Origin of the sequence: Kordia sp. (genome assembly GCF_022447245.1) — a bacterium.
In the GTDB taxonomy this organism is placed as follows: Bacteria; Bacteroidota; Bacteroidia; order Flavobacteriales; family Flavobacteriaceae; genus Kordia.
In genome coordinates this window covers 21,726-41,769 of sequence record NZ_JAKVBC010000031.1, presented here as the reverse complement: position 1 = coordinate 41,769, position 20,044 = coordinate 21,726, and the positions used below count along the sequence as shown (strand labels likewise).

Here is a 20,044-nt window from a genome sequence, read left to right as displayed (position 1 = left end):
TTTAGTACAAAAATAAACATTCAGATTTTTTTTGAACTAAATATTTAAGGTTTTTTGTTAAATAATCAGTTAAATTTGAAGAATGATTGGTAAAATACACAGATATGTATTTAAAATTGTCTAATTCTTAACAATTTATCAAATTTTGCTATGCAAATAACTTTTTTAGGAACTGGAACTTCTCAAGGGATTCCCATTATAGGAAGCGATCATCCTGTCTGCTTAAGTGATGATCCTCGTGACAAACGCCTGCGAGTTTCTATTTTGATTTCTTGGGCAAACGCAACTTATGTGGTGGATTGTGGACCTGATTTTCGCCAGCAAATGTTGCGTGCCAATTGTCGTCATATTGATGGTATTTTGTTTACACACGAACATGCTGATCATACGGCTGGTTTGGATGATATTAGACCTTTTTATTTTCGCCAAGGCGATATTCATACCTATGCTCATAAACGTGTATTTGGAGAATTACAACGACGTTTTGATTATATTTTTGCTACTGAAAATAAATATCCGGGCGCACCAGGCGTGATTCAACATGAAGTAAAAAATAATCATTCTTTTGAACTCGAAGGTGTACGAATAACACCAATTAATGCGTTTCATTATAAGTTACAAGTCTTTGGTTATCGCTTTGATGATTTTGCGTATTTGACAGATGTAAAAACGATGGAACAAGCGGAAAAGGATAAGTTGAAAGGTTTAAAAGTATTAGTAGTCAATGCGTTGCGAATTCAAGAACATATATCACATTTTTCGTTGCAGGAAGCGTTGGATTTTATTGCAGAAATTAAACCAGAACGTGCGTATTTAACACATATCAGTCATTTGTTAGGTTTTCATGCAGAAGTTTCCAAAGAATTGCCAGAAAATGTATTTTTGGCATACGATACCTTAACAATCACGATTTAAAAATAGCAGTACCATGAAAAAGAGAATCTTATTATATGCAGTCATTTTTTTGATATTATTAGCCATATACCAATATGTGAGTATGAATAAAATGTACGAGCAGCAGAATTCTAAAATTGAAGACTTGCGTGGAAAGACAGAAACTCTACAAAATAATATAAAAGCATATAAGGATACAACGAATATGTTGTATAATGAGAATTTAGATTTGCGCTATTTTTCTTTTGAAAATAACGGTGAAGCTAAAGAATATTTTGAAGGATCAGGTGTTAACACAGAGAACCTTACCCAAAGAATTACAGATGCCATTTACGATCAAAATTCGGCTTCGGCAAACAATCCTTTGGTTCCTTTTGATGGTACTGGTGGAAAATTCATGTCCGTTGATAAGGTAAAAGTAATTAACCATAAGTGGATTTTATGTAGTTTTACTGATGGCGATTTTTGGGGAGAAATGATTTTACGCTACGACGTAAATGATACAACTAAAGAACTAACTTTTGAGTTGATAAGAGAAGTGTTGTATCCTAAGTATAAAGAATAATTTATTTCTTAACGTAAATAGTATAAGTAAAAAGCGCTAAACTCAATATTTAGCGCTTTTTTTGTTTGATCCGAATGGTCTTACATAAAGATTCTATTTCTACACTGTGTTTTCCATGAGCATCTTATGTGGTAACTGTATTTTCTATGTGTACTATTCCTTTTCCAGAAGTGATTTGAGCACTTAAGTAGGTTTTTAATCCGAGGGAAACTACAGAATTGTTTTGGATTTGGTTATATTCACCATCTTTCGCAGCTCAAAGATATAAGTGTACTTCTGTAGTTGGGTAATAATAATCATTCGCGAGAATGAATAACACTTTAGAGTTTCCAAGTTATAGTCTTACAAAAGCCTTAAAATGTAGTCTTTAGTATTTACTATAATAGGTTTGTCAAAATCTTTGAACTTTGGAGCAGTTTCCTCTAACTTTTTCTTTTCTTCTGGTGTTTTCATGGTTGCAGATTCTAATTTGTTGTTGTATAAATATACTACGCAATCGAAAAGCATTTTAACGTATAAATACTTGATTCTAAATATAAGTGTTTTAGCTGTAGTATTAATTTCTTTTAGAACTCATGATCAAAATGAGTACACCCGTAGTCAAAAAAATGACAGTTAAGGTAATTTCAATGCAATATATCTGTAAAATTTCAACATTTGTATTGTAATTAAGTGTTTGATATTTAATTCAGTAGCTACTATCTATTCTTAATTGCACAATTAAATATGAACAATTAAAACTTTAGATTATATGTACAATTAAATTACAAGCAGATGACAGCACATTTACCGATAATCAAGGAGAGAATCCAACGAAATTAGTAGCTTTAGAACAGAGGAATCAACTGCTTTGGAACTTGTTGTAATAAAGACAGGAGGACATGGTACTCCAGATCCGACAAAAATGATGTTCCAAGCGGGAAATGATTTTGTTTCCTCAGATGGAGAAGATATTATAATGAGTGCTAATAGTAAGGTAAGTAACAGAGAATTTATAGTTGTTTGGGTAGGTTGCAATAAAATTGCTTTAAAAGCAGAAAATAATTAGTATGTATCTCGAGAAATATTGGGAGGTAATACATTACAAGCTAATCGCGATCAAATTGGTCCTTGGGAAACATTTACAGTTATTGAGGTGTTATAAACTAACTAACTAACTAGACTGTTTAGCGTCGTGTGGATTTACACATTTTATTTTAGGTTAATGAGAAGATACTGTTTAAAAAAGCAGTCTCTTTTTTATGAAAAATTCAACGTCTTTTGCGTAATATTTTAAGTAATTAATTTAGAATTAAATGCGCTTCTCCAACCAAGCTTTAAAAGAATAGAAGTTTTGTGGTGCCACACCATGTCCTACAGGATATTCTTGGTATACGTGACTCAGATTGTTTAATTCCATAAAAGGTGTGATTTCTCGAGCTGCTTGTACAGGAATCACTTGATCTACGCTACCATGAGAACAATAAAAGTTTAAATGATCGTATTTTTTGTCGTCACTAACTTCAAAGATTTTGTGATTCAAATAACCGCTCAATGCCACTACATTTTTTATTTTTTCAGGATAGGTAAACGCTACTGCATAACTCAAAATGGTTCCTTGACTGAATCCTAACAAACTTACATTATTGGCATCTACAGGATAGTTGGCAACGACTTCATCAATAAATGTAGCCACCAAATCTCTAGATTCAATAGCTTGTTCATCATTACTTATTTTTTCAGTAGTAGTGTAATGAATATCATACCAAGAATATCCATACGGTTGTAAATCTCTTGGTGCACGTGCAGATACTACAAATAAATGATCTGGCAATTCTGCTGCAAACGAAAATAAATCTTCTTCATTACTTCCATAACCGTGTAATAAGATTATAACAGGCGCGTTTTCAGTGGCAGTTTTTGGAGTTCTGATTAAATGGTGTAATGATAATTTTTGAGTTTCCATGGAGTAATTTGTTAAATAGATTTAAACCATTCTTGAAAGTAATCGCCAACTAGTGGAATAGGTGTGTATTCACGTTGTATGGCATTGGTAAGCCCAAATGCCCAAAGGACAATAAAAAAGACATAAAACGGAGTTGCAACCATCCAACCAGTAAAATAACCTGTAAGAAATGCAATTGCATAGAATAGAATATTTAAACCTAAAGATTGACGGATATGCATGGCAGCGTATTTATTTTTAGGATCCATATTCATTACAAATGCAATGATTAATCCGAGCGTTAACAGGTACGAAATAATGGCAATTTGTCTCCCGTTTTCTATAGTTTTTGAGTCCATTACGAAATAACTTTTTGTTGGTTATGAATGATTCCGTAAACAGTTCCTTTCAATTCTTTGCCTAAAAAAGCACTGTTTTGAGAGCTACTGTGAATATGTTCTTTGGTAAAAGTATAGTTTCCTTCAGGATTAAAAAGTGTCAGATTTGCTTGTTGTCCAACTGCAATTGTTGAGGTTTCAATTCCAAATCGTTCTTTCCCTGAAGTAATAAGTTGAATGCTAGTTTCGGTATCAAAAATAGTTTGCAAGGTACCAAAAGCACTTTCTAAACCGATAGTTCCGTACATGGCATTGTCAAATTCTACTTTTTTATGTTCTATATCAATCGGGTTATGATCGCTTGTTACCATATCAATTGTACCGTCTTTTAAACCTTCAATCAAAGCGTTTCGATCGTTTTCGGTACGTAATGGTGGTAGTACTTTATATTGCGTGTCAAACGTTTCTAATTCGTCATCTGTCATCATCAAATTATGAATAGCAACAGAACAACTCACATTCAAACCTTTGGATTTGGCTTCACGAATCAATTGCACTGATGTTGCTGTAGAAATCGTTGGAATGTGCAATTTTCCTTTGGTATAAGCTAGCAAAAATAAATCGCGCGCAATATGTAATTCTTCCGCTAAGGATGGAATTCCTTTTAAGCCCAATCGTGTACTGTTTGGTCCTTCGTTGACAATTCCTTTTCCAACAATTTGATTCTCTTGTGGGAATGACATCACTAAGCCATCAAAATTATCAGCATACAGTAGAGCAATCTTTAGTAAATTCGGATTTCTAATAGCTTTTTGATAATCGCCAAAGGCAATCGCTCCGGCATTTTTCATATCAAACAACTCTGCCAAATCCATACTTTTACTGGCATTTGTCAACGCACCAATAGGATGGAGATTGACTGCATTTCCAAAAGCTTTACTTTTTAAAAAAGCAATATCAGCTTTGGTATCAGCAATTGGATTTGCGTTCGGATTCACCGCAATGGCAGTAAAACCACTTTTTGCAGCCGTTTTCAAACCATTCTCTATGGTTTCACGTTCTTCAAATCCTGGTTCTCCCAAACTCACACTACTGTCAAACCAACCTTGTGAGATATGAAGGTTTTCTAGCGAAATAGTGTCGTAATTATGAGAATTTTCAATGGAAGTGGCAATCTGAGTAATGACTCCGTTTTCTATCAAAATATCGTTTATAGCCTGATGATATTCACTTGCTGCATCAATGATAGTAGCGGATTTTATAAGGAGATTCATTTAACGAATTTTAAAATCAAAATTTCAATACCTAAAAATACTAGCGCAAAAATAATAAACCATTTCCAAAGCGAAGCTACGGACTGTTCATTTTTTAAATCTTCAAAAAACTGCGCTACAGTTGTATGTGTGTTTTCAGGATATAAATTGGCAATATTATGGTATTGTAGTGTACTTTCTTTTCGATCAAAATTATAGCTAATCTGCTGTAATTCTGTGTTTTGATTTTTAATACTATAAATTCCTGCGTTTGAAGGAAATTCATCAGTTGTCAAACGCACTTTCGTATTTGTAGTTCGCTGTAGCGGAATAAACTCTTCTTCTCCTTTGGCAATCGTCAAAACGGCATCTTGACCAAGGGAAGTTTGCACATCAAAAGAATTTTCTCTTCCTAAGGTATAATATAAGTCGGTCAATTTTAGACTGTTCTTCCCAATGTTGTATAAGATAGGAACAATTAATGGCGAGTTTTTAAAGTTGGAATTTTCAGTATTAATTGGCGCCGTAAACATGTATGTTTCGTTATTCGCTATTAAAAACGGCAAGTTATTTTCAAATCGTAATATAGCAGCAGTACTCACAATTCCGAAATAGTGATTCACTTTCGGGTATTGGAAATTGGTCACTTCTTTTTCAAATACATTTGTAAATAACGGATGCGAGAAGTTGATCTTTGTGATTTTCTTTTCTGTAACTTCCTTAACTTCTTGTAAAGAGCTGAAATTGTTGTTTTTTAAAAGTTCACTGTAATTAGCTAGATTGCTTTCTTTGGCGGGAATGATGACGAGTGAACCTCCATTTTGTTTGAAACTTCTCAATGCTGTTAACAATGGATTCGGAATGTTTTTCAATTCATTCAAAATGATCAATTGTTGTGTGGCAATATCATTATAATTCAATTGATTTAATGGAGTAGAAACTAAGTTAAACTCGTCTTCTGTGTACAATTTTTTAAGGAATTCATCATCTGCTTCATTTACGGCAAGCACATTAATTTTTTCTGGCGAATTGATGTTGAAAAATAGCGTATTGTCAAATTGTAGTGTGTTGTCATCGATACGAATTTCTCCTTCAATTACTTTGTTAGAAGGAATCGAAAAGTTGACTTCCGAACTTTTTTGCGAATCTAAATTCACCGACGATTTGGCAATCAAGCTTCCTCCATCGTACAATGAAACTGGCACATCTTGTACAGGAACACCAGAGTTTTTAACGACAACAGCTATCTTTACCGAATTTACATCTTGTTCAGCAATATACAGACTGTCAAGAGCAATATTATTGGAATTTGCAGGTTTCAGTTGAATATAATTTGTAGTAAATGTGCTGTCTGTTTGCGTTGAAAGCTGTCCGTTTTGCTGAAAATCTGAGATTAAAATTAGATTCTTTACTGAATTCTTTTGCTTTGAAAACAACTTACGTCCTTTCAATAAAACTGCAGGAATGGCTTCTTGCTGATGCGAATATTCCAAACGTAGCAAGTCATTTCGAATACTCTTAACAGTTGTGTTTTTATATGTGTCTGTATTTGTGAAAATAGAAACTTCTTCATCTTCAGGAACGGTATTCAGTAACTCTTGAACTGCACGTTTTAGCAAATCGCCCTTTTCTCCTTTGCTTTGCATGCTAAACGAATTGTCTAGATAAATCACTGTTTCTTTCTCCGTTTTTACAATATCTCTATTTGCAAAATACGGTTGCGCAAAGGCAAATACTAATCCTGCCATTGCTAAGAGTCGCGCACAAAGAATCAACCATTTTTTTAACTGAGAACTTTTTCGAGTTTGTAAAATTACATTTTGTAGAAACTTTACATTTGTAAAAGCTGTTTTCTCAAAGCGTCGTAGTTGAAATAGGTGGACTAGAATAGGAATGAGGAGTAATAATAAGGCGTAAAGTACTTCTGGGTGTTTGAATTGCATTCCTAAATAATCGTTTGTCAAATATAAACGTTTATATTTATTTAACCATAGGTTGAGGTTTATAAAGAAGTGTTAATTTTGGCTTGTCGTTTTTACCAATGTTAATATTGTGTATAGTTGAAGAGTGATAATAATTATATCGTTATTTAATCATTCTACATACTACATAAGATTAGATCGTGTAAATAATTAGTAGTTAACTTATAACCACGCAATAATCTTCTGAATAAATCATCAGATATAATTGAGAGTTTTCATTATACTTCCATTCTGAATTATCTATCGAAATAGATTCAAGAGAAACTTTTTGAGTAAAAACATAGTCTCCACCTGATCCTTTATAGCAGTTAACATAATGATCATTCCATTCTTTTCTCATCTCAACTGATTTTTGCGAATCATATGTGACATAAAAATCTGCTTGTACGATATTGTTGATATACATTTGTAATCTGTAAATATATCCTGAAGATCCTCCACTAATTTTTGTTGTGCGAATAACAGGATTAGATCTTCCTTCAGATTCATAAGTAGTCCAATGATCTGGCCATTCTCCCCGTGTATTATTCATTCTAAAAACCTGTTTGTATGCAGTGGCTATTATTTCACTAGATTGTCCATATATACTATGACTGAACATAAAAAGAGAGATGAAAATGATTGCTTTTTTCATAGTTAACTTAACTATGAATACCTTTTATTGACAATACTCATGGAGTATGATTAGTTTACATTAAATAGTGATAATAAAATCAGTATTTTATTATTACTTACGGTTTCCCCATGAGACACTCTAAAAACGTAGCTCTTAAACCCATAAACTTCAAATATTGACAGATTGTCACTTATTATAGTTATTGATCCTTACGCATGTAAATACATAAACTATAAAAACAGGTAAAATTACGCTAGTATAAAATGCCTTTGACCGATATCTTTAAGCAACTTAAAAAATCAACCAGATGGCAAACTCAAATCCAAAATTTAGAATTTATCCTTCTATAGGAATTGCGCGACTTGGAAATGGTCCTGCAAGGAAAGAAGATGTAATTTTTAGTCCAGAAATCCCTTGGGCAAACTTATACGAAACAGAACAAAATTATCTTACAGAAGATGGGCGTTTAAAGAAGCAAGCACAACGTTTCTATATTTATGAATGTGATGAAAACGGAAATCCATTTCGTCAAATTAATACGGATGATTACGAAATTGAATGGTCAGTGGAAGTTGCCAATAAAAAACCGTTTTGGTACGACTTCAACAACAGTTTAGACTTATCTGTAATGATAGAAGATCATCAAAATTTATCACCAAATTTTGCAAAAGATAAATTGGCTCCAGGCATTAGCGCAGAATATAGAAACCCAAATGTGTTAGATCAAGGATTGCGTGTGCCGAATGGTTATAATTATCGTAAAGACTTGGTAAATCATCCAGGAATGGTAAGTGTTCATGAAGGTGAAAAACACAAAGAAATCAGAGGGCAATTTCCTTCTTCAAGATTTTCAAAGGATGGAGTGAGTATGTTGGCAAAATTGATGAAAGTTGATGCTAAAGACGTGAATCTTGGGACAGTTGAATTTGACGATGATGGAACAATGATATTTTATGGAGCAGACGGAATTTCTGCAGCATTGAATCCGTCTGACTTAAATACAGATTTCGCAGATAATTCCAATTGGTATGATGATATTTGTGATGGAAGAGTAACTGCAAACATTCGTAGAAGAGATACAGGAGAATTATATCGTTTAGACGATGCAAAATCTTCAGCTTGGGTAGCGTCTGCACCACCAGATTATGCACCACAAATTCAACCAATTTCAACAATGTTTGATTTAATTACGGGTGCAGCTGATGAATACCATCAACCAGAATTGGCAACGGTTTTCCCAATGATGTATCGTTTATATAGAATGCAATGGGTAAACTTAGGAGACTTTTTAGCGCCATCTTTCAAAGAAACAATTGATGAATTAATCGCCAAAGATCAATTTAAATATATCTATCAAAAAGAACCAAAAGCAGAAGCAGATGCGGTACGTGAACGCATTTTTAATATGTTCCGTAATCCTGCATATAATATGTCAAACGAACCTATTATTCCAAGTAAAAACAAAACAGATTTAGTCAATCGTAGTAGTGGAACAGAAGAGTTAAAGTTACCATATTATCCAGGAGATGCGATTGATTATCCAGGAAGTCCAGCACAATGGTTTGCCATTCCGCCAATGATTTATGAACAACTCAGACAATGGCGCGATGGTAATTTTTATACTCCAGATAGTTTCCATTTTGAAAATATGGATCAAATGGGAGAATTCTATCGTGAGCGATTTTTAGAATCTGCAAGAGATGAAGCACGCAAGCCGTTATTGATGACTAGAGCAGTTTTAGAAACTTTATACGGTGGAGGATTCCATCCTGGAGTAGAATTGACCTGGCCAATGCGTCACAATCAGTTATATTCCGAGAACTCAGAAACCTATAAGTTAATTGTTGATAATGCTGAATATAGAATAGGAGCTTATGGCTTACGTGAAGTTCGATTAAATGTAGCTTCTAGAGAAGAACAAGAAGAAATATTTTATAACAATTTTGGTTTCTCTATGACTTCTGATGATGTACGTAAATCTATGATACCTGGCAGTGAAGATGCTTGGTTTTGGAAAGTTACACCAGGAGATATGACCAAATGGATGGGAATTCCATGGCAGTCAGACGCAGGAAGTTGTCAGGCAGTATATGTGGAAGAACAATATCCAGTACCGTCTTGGTGGGCAGCAAACTTACCAGTGTTTGTTTTGCCAGCTGCGAGTTTTGAAAAACTAAAAGATCCAAATATTTTACCGGATACTAAGCGTAATATTTATGCCAATCGTTTGGCTTGGTTGCATACTGCAGATACTGGATTTATTGGATATCATGCAGAAGGAGGCTATATGAATGGCTTGATCAATATGGTATATCAGTGGAAAGATATTGGTGTAGTTACCGGAAGGTGGCTAGAAGAAGATATTGATGGCATTCCAAAACTTTTATATGTAGCGTATGATTCTAAAGATATGAAGAAACATTAGACCGTAATTCTTTTGTGAAAGTCATTCCGAGAAGCTTGCGACTTAGTAATCTGTTTGATAATGAAATTTATCTGCTTTTTGAAGTCACAGATTGCTTTATCATACTTCCACGCAAAGACGTTTCATAGATAGAGCCTTAGTTTGATTTTTATAACAAATTCGTCATAAAATTACATGCGAAAAGAAGTAATTATAATAGGCAACGGCATTGCTGGCATAACGCTGGCAGTGCTTTTGCAACGTAAAGGAATATCGTTTTCACTGTTACATAGAAAAGGAGAGAAGCCACCTTTTGCACTAGGAGAAACGCTTCCACCTTCGGCAATGCCTTTCTTACAGAAGTTACAGTTGTTAAACACTTTTGAAGAGAATGCGTATCGAAAAACCTATGGATATCATTCCATGTGGGGAAGTTCGCGAGTAACAGATATCAATTTTTACCATCACAATCCATTTAAGAATGGTTTGAAGATCAATAAGTATCAAACCTTAGAGTATATGCGAGACTTGATTCGCGATGATATGGTTTCGTATACAAAAGGTTTTGAAATTATTCATGAAGCACATGGAAATACGGTTGTTTTGGCTAAAAATGATGGCGTAAAAATGGTACAAGGACAAATTCTTGTTGATGCTACAGGGAGAAATCGAGCAGTATTACAAAAACTAAAAGTTGATAGTGAAATACATGATGAATTGGTCGCTGTAAGTTGTCACGTACCAAAAATCAAACATCCAAAATTGACACATGAAGTATATGTAGAAAGTTTTGAACAAGGTTGGGGAATTGTTTCTGCATTGAATGAAACGGAGAATATCTGTACAATGTATACAAATAAAGGACACGAAATCTTGTCCAAACTTAAAGATATTTCGCAATGTAAATCTGCTTTATCAGAAACGATCTATTTAAAAGATTTCATAGCACAAGTCAATCAAGCTAAATTCAAAGGAGGCAATGCAAACTCTTCTGTAGCCAAACGGATTTCAGGAAGCAATTGGTTGGCACTTGGTGATGCTGCCATGTCCTTTGATCCGTTGTCTTCACATGGAATCACAAATGCTATCTATACAGCAGCGAGAGCAACAGAAACCATAGAAAAGAAATTATCAGAAGCGGATCCAGATGTGTTTGCAGAATATGGAGAAGCAATGCAGACTATATATCAGCAATATCTAATTTCTAAAAACAATTTGTATCGACAAGAAACACGCTGGAAGGATTCGGAATTTTGGAAACAGTTTTTTTTGGTAAAAGACTGGTATTAAGAGTTTTGTAGCATACTATTTTAAGATTCTTGTTCGTGCGAATTTTTATGTTGTATTCTTTTTTTATCTGTAATAGTTCCAATCAAACCTCCAATAGCAGGTGCATCTGGAATTACAACCAATACATTAGGAGATTTATGAAAAAATCGGGATTATGATTTCAACAATAACGCAAATCATGGTAAGCCGTACAGATGCTGTTTGTGTTTTTTTATGGGATGTAAATCTGTATTAACTTTTTTGATTATGTAACGTTTATAAAGCTTCTTCCACCATTTTGATCAATTTATTCAACTCATTAGCAACTTTATTCTCGTATTTTTGATCATGTTCTTATGAAAAAACCTTAAAGTTCCTAATTCAAATTTTAGGTCATCATCGTGTCGTATTAAATCAAATGATTCTCTATATGTAAAATTCCGTATGGTATTGTGAAGTATTTCTTTATTATTTACACTTGATTTTTTTCATATGTTAAATTCTACTGTATGGTACTTAAGATTTTGGTGAAATCAAAAGAGTGGTTTTGAATTATATATGTAAAGAAACTCAGTTATTTGTTAGAATTAATAGCATATCGTTTTTATACTTTTTGTTTTTGGTAGATTATGCTTTCTTACTTTTTGCTTCAATCAATCCTTCCTTCATCTGCTTTTCAAATCTTGAGTTTGGGTATTTGGTAAGTCCAGCATTAAAATATTTTATTGCATTAGTATAGTCTTTATGCTTTAGATAGAATTGTCCAAAACGATACTGCCAATATGCAGAATCATATCTTTTCGTTTTTAAAACATCTTTGAATTCATTCACAAAGAATTTAAAATACTCAAAATTATCTCTGTTCCAAGCCAACCAAATTAAAGAGTTTTTTGTGCTATTATCTATACTGCTGTCGAAGCCAAACCGTTTTCCTCGTTCTTTAAAATAAGTCTTCAAGTAGTCCATTTCGCCCAAATCAATATATTGTTGTATACTTTCAAAAACGAGCGAATTGTAGTTGTGATAATAAAATTTTAATCCTTTGTATAAAGCCAAATGCGCAAGACTTTCATGTATTTCATCATTGAACAAATCATACTTCCAAATAAGATGTTCAGGACTATGTTTTTTCAAAGTTTCATGGAATTCCTGAGTATAACTTATATTATAAATATCCCTTTTTGAATTCGCCATGTATAAATACTTAGCTTTATTGGCGTCAAAAGCGTTTAGCATATCCTTAGAAGCATAACCTCCATTACTTAAGATAGCTCCATTAAAGACCTCAGGATGCTTTAAGAGCAATTCACTGGCATAATAAGCTGCGCCTTCCCATCCAAAAATGATACATTCTTTATTAGTTCTGTAGTTTGAGTTGATAAAAGGAATAAGTTCATCTATCAAAAAACTTGAGAATTTCTCTTTTTTATCTGCAAACCAAGTCCATCTGGATGCTTCGTTATCACTGATACCTACTATAATCATTTCTGGAATAGCACGCGGTGTACGCATCGATTTTAGCAAACCAACACCACTTAAAAAATATTGTTGTCCATCTAAAATATATAATACAGGATATTTTTGTGTTGATTCTGAGTATCCATCAGGAGTGTATATTTGAATTACTCTTTCCTCCTGTAAGACAGATGAGTTAATAATATGCTTTTTTCCAATAGTAATATGAGAGTCATTTTTTTGTGCGAGTGATATTGTGCTCAGAAATGCACAGGTAATAAAAATAAATAATAGTTTCGTTGGGCAGTTTTTCATACGAATGTTTTGGAGTATATGTGAAATCGAGATTTTTTTATGCTGTATAAATGTAAACTAAAGAATATATATGCGCAATGTGCTTTTTCATAATGAATGTTAAAATAAGCATTAACCAACTCTCAATAAATTTAATACCTTCGCAGCATGATCAAAGAAATCCAAATACGCATTACGCTAGAGGAAGAAAGAATTGAAGATATTTTGCTACAAAAAACCAAGCAAAAACTTGGCGCATTGGCAGATGGTATCACGGGAATAAAAGTACTGCGAAAATCAATTGATGCACGTAAACCATTGATTATTTTTAACTATAAAGTCGCGGTGTATATTAATGAAGCACTTCCTGAAGCTAGCGAATATAAATTTGATTATAAAGATGTGTCTAATGCCAAAGAAATTCATATTGTAGGTTTTGGACCTGCAGGAATGTATGCTGCATTGCGTTGTGTAGAATTGGGTTATAAACCTGTAGTATTAGAACGTGGAAAGAAAGTGCAAGAACGTCGTCGTGATTTACGAGCCATTAACCAAGAACATTTTGTGAATGAAGATTCTAATTATTGTTTTGGGGAAGGTGGTGCAGGGACCTATTCTGATGGAAAACTGTATACACGAAGTTTGAAACGTGGCGATGTACGCAGAATCTTTGAAAATCTAGTATATCATGGTGCTACGGATCAAATTTTAGTAGATGCGCATCCGCATATTGGAACAAATAAATTACCTAATGTTGTCAAAAATATTCGTGAAACTATTATAAAATATGGGGGAGAAGTACATTTTGAAACACGTGTAACTGATTTGATCATTAAGGAAGATAAAATACGAGCGATACAATTACTTGATGGACGTGAAATGTCAGTAAACCGCGTGATTTTAGCCACAGGACATTCAGCCCGAGATATTTATGAGCTATTGCATAAAAAAGAAGTAGCTTTAAAAGCAAAATCATTTGCTATGGGAGTTCGTGTGGAACATCCACAAGAAATCATAGATAATATTCAATATCATTGTACAGGTGAGCGTAATGAACTGTTACCAGCTGCTGCGTATAGTTTGGTGCATCAAGTGCGCGATCGTGGAGTGTATTCATTTTGTATGTGTCCGGGAGGATTTATCGTGCCAGCGGCAACTGCGAATGGAGAAGTTGTAGTCAACGGAATGTCACCATCAAGACGTAATAATAAATTTGCCAATTCTGGAATTGTCGTAGAGATCAATGCAGAGAAAGATTTATTCAAATATGAACAACATGGTGTATTAAAAGGTCTGGAATTTCAAAAAGATTTGGAACGTTTGTCATTTACGGCAGGAGGTAGGAGTCAAGTAGCACCTGCACAACGATTGACAGATTTTGTGGAAGGAAGATTATCAACGGATTTGAATCCAACTTCCTATCAACCTGGTTTAAAATCTTCGCCATTACATTCATTACTACCCAAAGCTATTGGAGGCCGTTTACGAAAAGGATTTGCTGCGTTTGGACAAAAAATGAACGGATATTACACAGACCAAGCGAATATTGTTGGCGTGGAATCACGTACATCTTCACCTGTCAACATTCCTAGAAAAGAAAACTTAGAGCATCCAGAAGTGACAGGATTATTTCCTTGTGGAGAAGGTGGTGGTTATGCTGGTGGAATTGTTTCTGCAGCTATGGATGGTGAGCGTTGTGCCGAAGCAGCAATTATTGGACTTTAAACCTGAGTTTTATCCCTTGCCAATATGGTGTAATCCCTTAGCATCATCTTTTGAGCTGATACTTTAGTATTTATAATGGTCAAAATAACGTTTTGTAGCGTTAGATAAAAGCTTACCAGTATTAAAATGATGTTTATAATGATTAAAATAACGCTTGAAAGTATTACATCAATGCTTCCAATGATTAAAATAATACTTAAAAAGATTAAAACAACTCTAAGAAACAATAATAACATCTCCATTACTAGTCAATTTGAAAAACAATTGTTTGTGTTAAAATATTGATATATATTGTGTAACGCTAAAACATATTAAAAATCCCGATTATGAAAATTTTGAAAAAACTGTCGTTTGCACTTGTTACTTTACTATTATTATTTTCTTTTACAGCACCAGACGATCATGTTGGAAAGTGGAAAGGACAAGATAAAGGAGATATAGGATATTTAACCTTAACAAGTGATGGTTATGCTGTTTTTGAATTTAATGGACAAACTTTAGGAGGAAAATCTTATGATCATAATGGTACAAAAGCTGCTATGAAGTATACCATAAATAGTGGTACTTCGCCAAAAGCAATTGATTTTATGATTATAGATAATGGTTCAAAGCGAGAATTAGGACGTCTAAAAGGTATTATCAAAATGAAATCTAGAGACGAAATGCAAATGGCATTACGATTTGGAGGTACTGCAGGAAGACCAACAGATTTTTCAGAAGATGCTATTGTCTTTAGACGTGTCAAATAACTTGAAAACACTAAAATTTATATAAAAATTAGCCTCATCTGTTGATGAGGTTTTTTTATGATCTGATTTTTTATTTTCATATGTAAGTATTTGTTTATGAGTTTTTTAACTCGGTTTTTTTTAAGCCTAGAATTGTCGTATTCTAGCTTACTTTTGTTGTTTTGTCTGTTTTTTCAGGATAGATTTGCTTCAATAATAATTATTAAAACTTGTATTATGAAAAAACAAAAATTAAACAGTTTAACATTAAACAAAACATCAATTTCCAATTTACATCTTAACAATATTCTTGGGGGAGATTGGTTAACAATTACAATTGATGAAGATCATACATGTAACAAAGACTGTAATTTACTTAGCCAAAGAGGAAGATGTGGTACTCCAAATGCAACGGAAGCTCTTAATTGTACAGTAGATTCAGTAGCTATGTCTAACTGTGCACTTCCGCAGTGTCAATCGGCTACTGCATGTGCTTAATGAAGTAATAAGTTAAATTTTGATCTAAACATTGGCTGGAAGTTAGCTTCTGGCCATGTTTTTATTTTGCAAAGAGAAAAAAGTGAAGCCTATTTTTTGAGTGAGAAATTAAAAGTAAATATCTTTTTTACGTTTCAATATGCATGCGATTTCTACACTATTAATACCTTTTTCAGGTTCATTGAGTAAAGGATTGGTCTCTTGAATAAGTTATAATACTTTAATCTCATGATGGTTACAGCTCACTTTCAGTCAATGCAAGCCCCAAAAATTCTAGATGTTGATTATGCGTATCAATTAAATCATGGAAATACAATCAAACTAATTCAAGATCATTTTCTGGTATCGCTTCAAACATTGCTTGGCTTTTCAATTTTTTCCAGTCATATAAGGGTTTCTGAAAGCGTATTTAACTATTTTAAAACTTCTCAAAAACACCCAAACCAAACAGCGCAAAATCATACTTCACAGGATCATTAGAATCTAATTTTCTCAGTCTAGTATCCAATTCTCGTAAGGCTTTGGCATCATTCTGTTTGCGTTTTAATAAACCTAATTTTCGCGCTACATTTCCTGAATGTACATCTAGTGGACATGATAATTGAGAAGGAGAAAGTGTTTTCCAAATACCAAAATCAACACCTGTTTGGTCATTGCGAACCATCCATCGAAGAAACATATTAATACGCTTAGCTGCACTTCCTTTTTTGGGATCAGATACATGCTTTCGAGTACGTTCTGGATGCGGAATGCTAAAGAAAGTTTCTTTAAAAGTAGAAATCACATTTTGCATGCGTTCTTCTTCGGTATTAGCAAAAACCACTTCCAATCCACCATGATGATTATAGATATTTTGTAAAGCCTTTATGAAGAACACAAAATCAGTCCCATTGAAGGTTCTGTGCACAAAGTTTTCTAAAGATTCTAGGTTTTCTTCTGAATGATTTAGTACAAAATCATACGGAGAATTTCCTAACAACTCCATCATTTTTTTGGCATTATTATTGATCATCTTTCGATTACCCCATGCAATGGTAGCCGTTAAAAAAGCAGCAATTTCAATGTCTTCTTTTCGGTTAAATTTATGTGGAATTTGTATCGGGTCACTTTCTACGAATTTTGGTTGATTGTATTCAATTACTTTTTCGTCTAGAAAGGATTTAAGTTCAGTTAAATTCATAAGATGTGGCAATCTTTTGACAAAAATAATTATTATTTTTAGTACTAATCAATCAAAAAATGCATGAAAAAAAATTACACACTACTTTTTCTTTATGTAAGTCTGCTATTTACAAGCATTTCATACACACAAACCCTTGAAGCATCTGTATTTGATGGAAAAACACAAGAGCCATTATTTGGTGTATCTGTTTATTTTGATGGAACTACCATTGGAACTACCACGAACGAAAATGGGAAGTTCTCTATCGATTATAAGGCTTCTACACAATCACCTTTGGTTATTAGTTACATAGGATATGAAACTTTGTTATTTGATGTGCGAAAGTTAGAAAGTGGAGCCAAGATTTATATGAAATTGAAGCCACAAGCTTTAGGAACCGTATATTTAGAAAACGATCCTTGGTCGCGCCGAAAAAAAATGGAAATCTTTAAACGAGAATTTATAGGAAAAACGGTTGAACCGTATATGTGTAGAATTGTCAATTTGGACGCTATTGAATTAGTGTACAATCCTACCACACAAAAACTCAACGCATATGCAGATAAACCAATTATTATTAGAAATAAGTACTTAGGATATACCGTTGAGTATACACTAGAATCGTTTGAAGCTGATTTGCGATTAACAAAAAGAGGCGATGTTTTGACTAGAAGCGTATATGTAGCTGGTTCTACTTTTTATACCGAACGACATAAAAGAGTCCGTAGAAGACATCGAAAAGCAAGAGAAAAGGAATATGGCGAGTCTGTTTTGTATTTTATGCGTTCTTTAGCAAAAAAACAATTGAAAGAGAATGGATTTCAAATCTTTCGTAAAGGATTTATTGTACCACCATACAAATACTTTAAAATCACACCGATGGGAGAAGATACCAAAGTAAAGCTTACTGCAGATCGGTTGGTGATTGTGTATGATCGTTTTCAAAAATCATTCTTAACGATTTTGGAAGACGATAAAGAATTTGTGATTGATAAGTATGGAAATTATACACCTCCGAGAAGATTGTCTTTCGGAGGCGTGTTAGGAGACAAGCGCATTGCGAATACCTTGCCGTTGAATTATAATTTATAAGCTTTGTTCGTTTAACTGATCTTCAAGAGAATTCATAAACGCAATGATTGCTTTTATTTCTTCTGGAGAAAGTTCTAAAGGATCTGGTGGCAATGTTTGGTTTTCCAATTCAATTCCAATACCAGCGCCACCTCCAAGATTGTAAAACTTTAAGACTTCTTCCAAAGTATCATATACACCATTGTGCATGTACGGAGCTGTTTTGGAGATATTTCGAACCGTTGGTGTTTTAAAAGCATGTTTTTTTAATTCAGCTTTCGCAACATAATAACGTCCTAAATCTTCATCTACCATAGCGTTTTCCCATACTTTGGTATTTGGAACGCCTAAAACTTCCAATTCACTTTCGGCAAAATATGGCGGAACTGTTCCGTTAAACGTTGGGGCAAAGTGACAAGTAGCACATTTTGCCTTTCCCATAAAAAGATTAAAACCAAGTGTCTCTTCCGCGGTAAATGTATCTTCCTTTCCAGAAATATTTCGATCAAATTTTGAATTGAAAGGCGTCAATGTTCGGATATACATCGCAATAGCATTACGAACCGATTTATGATCAATTCCCTGCTTGTATAACTCTTGAAAACGTTTTGTGTAGGTTTCGGATTTTTTTAGTTTTTCAACGATCATTTCAGTGTTAGCGTGAAACTCTTTTTCATTATTGATGACGTCCAAAATCTGATTTTCTAAGTTTTCTACACGTCCATCATAAAATTGTGATTGTTGAATGCTCGAATAGAGTAGTGTAGGAGAGTTGCGTTGCACAAAGTTTCCTTGGTTGTCTTTTGAAAAACGCATTCCATCAGTAAACGCTTTTTCTGGTTGATGGCAACTTGCGCAATTCATCGTACCAGATTTAGAAAGTGAAGCGTCAAAGAATAAATCTTTACCTAATGCTGCTAATTCTGGGGATATTTCTGGACTATAACTCGGTTTAAATGCATTTGGATTGAACGTATTAGCATCATAGAACGAATCTATTCCATAGTTTAATTTTTGTTTCAATGGAAATTGTACTTGCCAATCTGTTACGGTTTGATTCCATAACGAAAGCATTAGTTGTAGTTGATCTTTAATAAAACTATAACGATCAAAATCATTAAAATTTTCAGCTTCATCAAGGGCCTCTTGCGCAGCTTTCAACGCAGCAATCCAGTCTTTAAATAATTGCTCGCTTTTAAAATGCGACTTGTAGATATGGAAATATTTTTCCAAACTCGCAAAAACTTCTTTGTTTTCAGGAATCGAAAGTAATAGTACAGGTGAATCAAATCCTGAAATTCCCATCGACATGACTCTGACTAATGCTTGGCGTGTAAGCCACAAAAACTTATAATCTGTATGTTTTAAGATGGAATTGTACTTTTGTTCGAGCTTCAACTTACTGTAAATGTCATTTGCATATCCATGAATTGCAACTGTATCTATTTTAGTTTCTGCAATGGCTTCTTCCAAAGCTTGAAAACCTGATGCTTCTATCACTTTTTCAGCATTATCACCTTCATCAACTTTTGGTAAATTGGCTTTATTTAACCCGTAATAATTTGAACTATTGTAAAATGACATGATTGGCTCCATACGTTTAAAATCGATACGAGCAGCTTTAAAATAGTACAGAATACTATCTTTTATAATGGCTTTGCTTAAGGCTTTTACATCGGCAATGCAATTCTTTAAGTCGTCTTCATATTGCGCTTTAATAGCAGCAGTAATGGTTTCATTTTCAGGTACAGGAATCGGAATTGTATCAGCTGTATTTTTGCATGAAACCAGTAAATTTATAGATACGAGAAAGAGGCTTACCACACCATAAGCCTCTTTAGGTAGATTAATTTTTTTTAGCATGGT

General features: G+C 33.7%; 17 protein-coding genes. 9 read left to right on the top strand and 8 right to left on the bottom strand.

Annotated elements, in window-relative coordinates:
- The first annotated feature begins 150 nt into the window (after positions 1 to 150).
- The 3 genes from MK119_RS18270 to MK119_RS18260 all read left to right on the top strand — a co-directional run bounded on the left by MK119_RS18270 (position 151) and on the right by MK119_RS18260 (position 2,507).
- Complete coding sequence (locus MK119_RS18270; RefSeq protein ID WP_290681793.1) at positions 151 to 915, top strand: MBL fold metallo-hydrolase; 765 nt, start codon at positions 151 to 153, stop codon at positions 913 to 915.
- 13 nt (positions 916 to 928) lie between these two features.
- Positions 929 to 1,459 (top strand): hydrolase, encoded by a 531-nt coding sequence (locus tag MK119_RS18265; protein ID WP_290681790.1) that lies wholly within the window; start codon positions 929 to 931, stop codon positions 1,457 to 1,459.
- An 850-nt stretch (positions 1,460 to 2,309) separates the two neighbouring features.
- A complete protein-coding gene (locus tag MK119_RS18260; RefSeq protein WP_290681787.1) occupies positions 2,310 to 2,507 on the top strand; it encodes a hypothetical protein in 198 nt (65 codons plus the stop codon).
- Positions 2,508 to 2,750: 243 nt separating this feature from the next.
- On the opposite strand, the gene MK119_RS18255 is transcribed toward MK119_RS18260, so the two are convergent.
- From MK119_RS18255 to MK119_RS18235, 5 genes are all read right to left on the bottom strand, one after another.
- Complete coding sequence (locus tag MK119_RS18255) at positions 2,751 to 3,404, bottom strand: alpha/beta hydrolase-fold protein (protein WP_290681784.1); 654 nt, start codon at positions 3,402 to 3,404, stop codon at positions 2,751 to 2,753.
- 11 nt (positions 3,405 to 3,415) lie between these two features.
- Positions 3,416 to 3,742, bottom strand: coding sequence for a hypothetical protein (locus MK119_RS18250; RefSeq protein WP_290681781.1), 327 nt, complete (start codon positions 3,740 to 3,742; stop codon positions 3,416 to 3,418).
- Positions 3,742 to 4,995: a dihydroorotase gene (locus MK119_RS18245; protein WP_290681777.1), complete on the bottom strand. Its 1,254-nt coding sequence runs from the start codon at positions 4,993 to 4,995 to the stop codon at positions 3,742 to 3,744. The genes MK119_RS18250 and MK119_RS18245 overlap by 1 nt, the downstream gene beginning before the upstream one ends.
- On the bottom strand, positions 4,992 to 6,938 hold the full coding sequence (locus MK119_RS18240) for a BatA and WFA domain-containing protein (RefSeq protein ID WP_290681774.1): 1,947 nt from the start codon (positions 6,936 to 6,938) through the stop codon (positions 4,992 to 4,994). Before MK119_RS18240 ends, MK119_RS18245 begins: the two co-directional genes overlap by 4 nt.
- Positions 6,939 to 7,113: 175 nt before the next feature.
- A complete protein-coding gene (locus tag MK119_RS18235) occupies positions 7,114 to 7,488 on the bottom strand; it encodes a hypothetical protein (protein WP_290681771.1) in 375 nt (124 codons plus the stop codon).
- 391 nt (positions 7,489 to 7,879) lie between these two features.
- On the opposite strand from MK119_RS18235, the gene MK119_RS18230 reads away from it, so the two are divergent.
- Positions 7,880 to 9,997, top strand: a complete 2,118-nt coding sequence (locus tag MK119_RS18230) for a LodA/GoxA family CTQ-dependent oxidase (RefSeq protein ID WP_290681768.1) — start codon at positions 7,880 to 7,882, stop codon at positions 9,995 to 9,997.
- A gap of 174 nt (positions 9,998 to 10,171) precedes the next feature.
- Positions 10,172 to 11,266: an FAD-dependent monooxygenase gene (locus tag MK119_RS18225; RefSeq protein ID WP_290681765.1), complete on the top strand. Its 1,095-nt coding sequence runs from the start codon at positions 10,172 to 10,174 to the stop codon at positions 11,264 to 11,266.
- Positions 11,267 to 11,872: 606 nt separating this feature from the next.
- Here MK119_RS18225 and MK119_RS18220 read toward each other — a convergent pair.
- Complete coding sequence (locus MK119_RS18220; RefSeq protein WP_290681762.1) at positions 11,873 to 13,015, bottom strand: alpha/beta hydrolase-fold protein; 1,143 nt, start codon at positions 13,013 to 13,015, stop codon at positions 11,873 to 11,875.
- A 147-nt stretch (positions 13,016 to 13,162) separates the two neighbouring features.
- On the opposite strand from MK119_RS18220, the gene MK119_RS18215 reads away from it, so the two are divergent.
- The 3 genes from MK119_RS18215 (at position 13,163) to MK119_RS18205 (ending at position 15,945) form a co-directional block, all read left to right on the top strand.
- Entirely contained in the window at positions 13,163 to 14,719 is a 1,557-nt protein-coding gene (locus MK119_RS18215; protein WP_290681759.1) for an FAD-dependent protein, read from the top strand.
- Between the two features lie 326 nt (positions 14,720 to 15,045).
- On the top strand, positions 15,046 to 15,468 hold the full coding sequence (locus MK119_RS18210; protein ID WP_290681756.1) for a hypothetical protein: 423 nt from the start codon (positions 15,046 to 15,048) through the stop codon (positions 15,466 to 15,468).
- Positions 15,469 to 15,684: 216 nt separating this feature from the next.
- A complete protein-coding gene (locus MK119_RS18205; protein WP_290681753.1) occupies positions 15,685 to 15,945 on the top strand; it encodes a hypothetical protein in 261 nt (86 codons plus the stop codon).
- A gap of 418 nt (positions 15,946 to 16,363) precedes the next feature.
- Here MK119_RS18205 and MK119_RS18200 read toward each other — a convergent pair whose 3' ends face one another.
- A complete protein-coding gene (locus MK119_RS18200; RefSeq protein WP_290681751.1) occupies positions 16,364 to 17,125 on the bottom strand; it encodes a TIGR02757 family protein in 762 nt (253 codons plus the stop codon).
- Between the two features lie 63 nt (positions 17,126 to 17,188).
- Between MK119_RS18200 and MK119_RS18195 the strand changes: the two genes are divergently transcribed.
- Positions 17,189 to 18,199, top strand: coding sequence for a carboxypeptidase-like regulatory domain-containing protein (locus MK119_RS18195; protein WP_290681749.1), 1,011 nt, complete (start codon positions 17,189 to 17,191; stop codon positions 18,197 to 18,199).
- Here MK119_RS18195 and MK119_RS18190 read toward each other — a convergent pair.
- Positions 18,194 to 20,041 (bottom strand): cytochrome c peroxidase, encoded by a 1,848-nt coding sequence (locus MK119_RS18190; protein ID WP_290681747.1) that lies wholly within the window; start codon positions 20,039 to 20,041, stop codon positions 18,194 to 18,196. The genes MK119_RS18195 and MK119_RS18190 overlap by 6 nt on opposite strands.
- Between the last annotated feature and the right edge of the window lie 3 nt (positions 20,042 to 20,044).

Excerpts from the sequence above, each read along its gene's own strand:
- MK119_RS18215 (WP_290681759.1), top strand. The coding sequence starts at position 13,163 with ATGATCAAAGAAATCCAAATACGCATTACGCTAGAGGAAGAAAGAATT.
- MK119_RS18205 (WP_290681753.1), top strand. The coding sequence starts at position 15,685 with ATGAAAAAACAAAAATTAAACAGTTTAACATTAAACAAAACATCAATT.
- MK119_RS18245 (WP_290681777.1), bottom strand. The coding sequence starts at position 4,995 with ATGAATCTCCTTATAAAATCCGCTACTATCATTGATGCAGCAAGTGAA.
- MK119_RS18200 (WP_290681751.1), bottom strand. The coding sequence starts at position 17,125 with ATGAATTTAACTGAACTTAAATCCTTTCTAGACGAAAAAGTAATTGAA.
- MK119_RS18250 (WP_290681781.1), bottom strand. The coding sequence starts at position 3,742 with ATGGACTCAAAAACTATAGAAAACGGGAGACAAATTGCCATTATTTCG.
- MK119_RS18230 (WP_290681768.1), top strand. The coding sequence starts at position 7,880 with ATGGCAAACTCAAATCCAAAATTTAGAATTTATCCTTCTATAGGAATT.
- MK119_RS18220 (WP_290681762.1), bottom strand. The coding sequence starts at position 13,015 with ATGAAAAACTGCCCAACGAAACTATTATTTATTTTTATTACCTGTGCA.
- MK119_RS18210 (WP_290681756.1), top strand. The coding sequence starts at position 15,046 with ATGAAAATTTTGAAAAAACTGTCGTTTGCACTTGTTACTTTACTATTA.
- MK119_RS18255 (WP_290681784.1), bottom strand. The coding sequence starts at position 3,404 with ATGGAAACTCAAAAATTATCATTACACCATTTAATCAGAACTCCAAAA.
- MK119_RS18270 (WP_290681793.1), top strand. The coding sequence starts at position 151 with ATGCAAATAACTTTTTTAGGAACTGGAACTTCTCAAGGGATTCCCATT.
- MK119_RS18225 (WP_290681765.1), top strand. The coding sequence starts at position 10,172 with ATGCGAAAAGAAGTAATTATAATAGGCAACGGCATTGCTGGCATAACG.
- MK119_RS18265 (WP_290681790.1), top strand. The coding sequence starts at position 929 with ATGAAAAAGAGAATCTTATTATATGCAGTCATTTTTTTGATATTATTA.
- MK119_RS18235 (WP_290681771.1), bottom strand. The coding sequence starts at position 7,488 with ATGAATAATACACGGGGAGAATGGCCAGATCATTGGACTACTTATGAA.
- MK119_RS18190 (WP_290681747.1), bottom strand. The coding sequence starts at position 20,041 with ATGCTAAAAAAAATTAATCTACCTAAAGAGGCTTATGGTGTGGTAAGC.
- MK119_RS18195 (WP_290681749.1), top strand. The coding sequence starts at position 17,189 with ATGAAAAAAAATTACACACTACTTTTTCTTTATGTAAGTCTGCTATTT.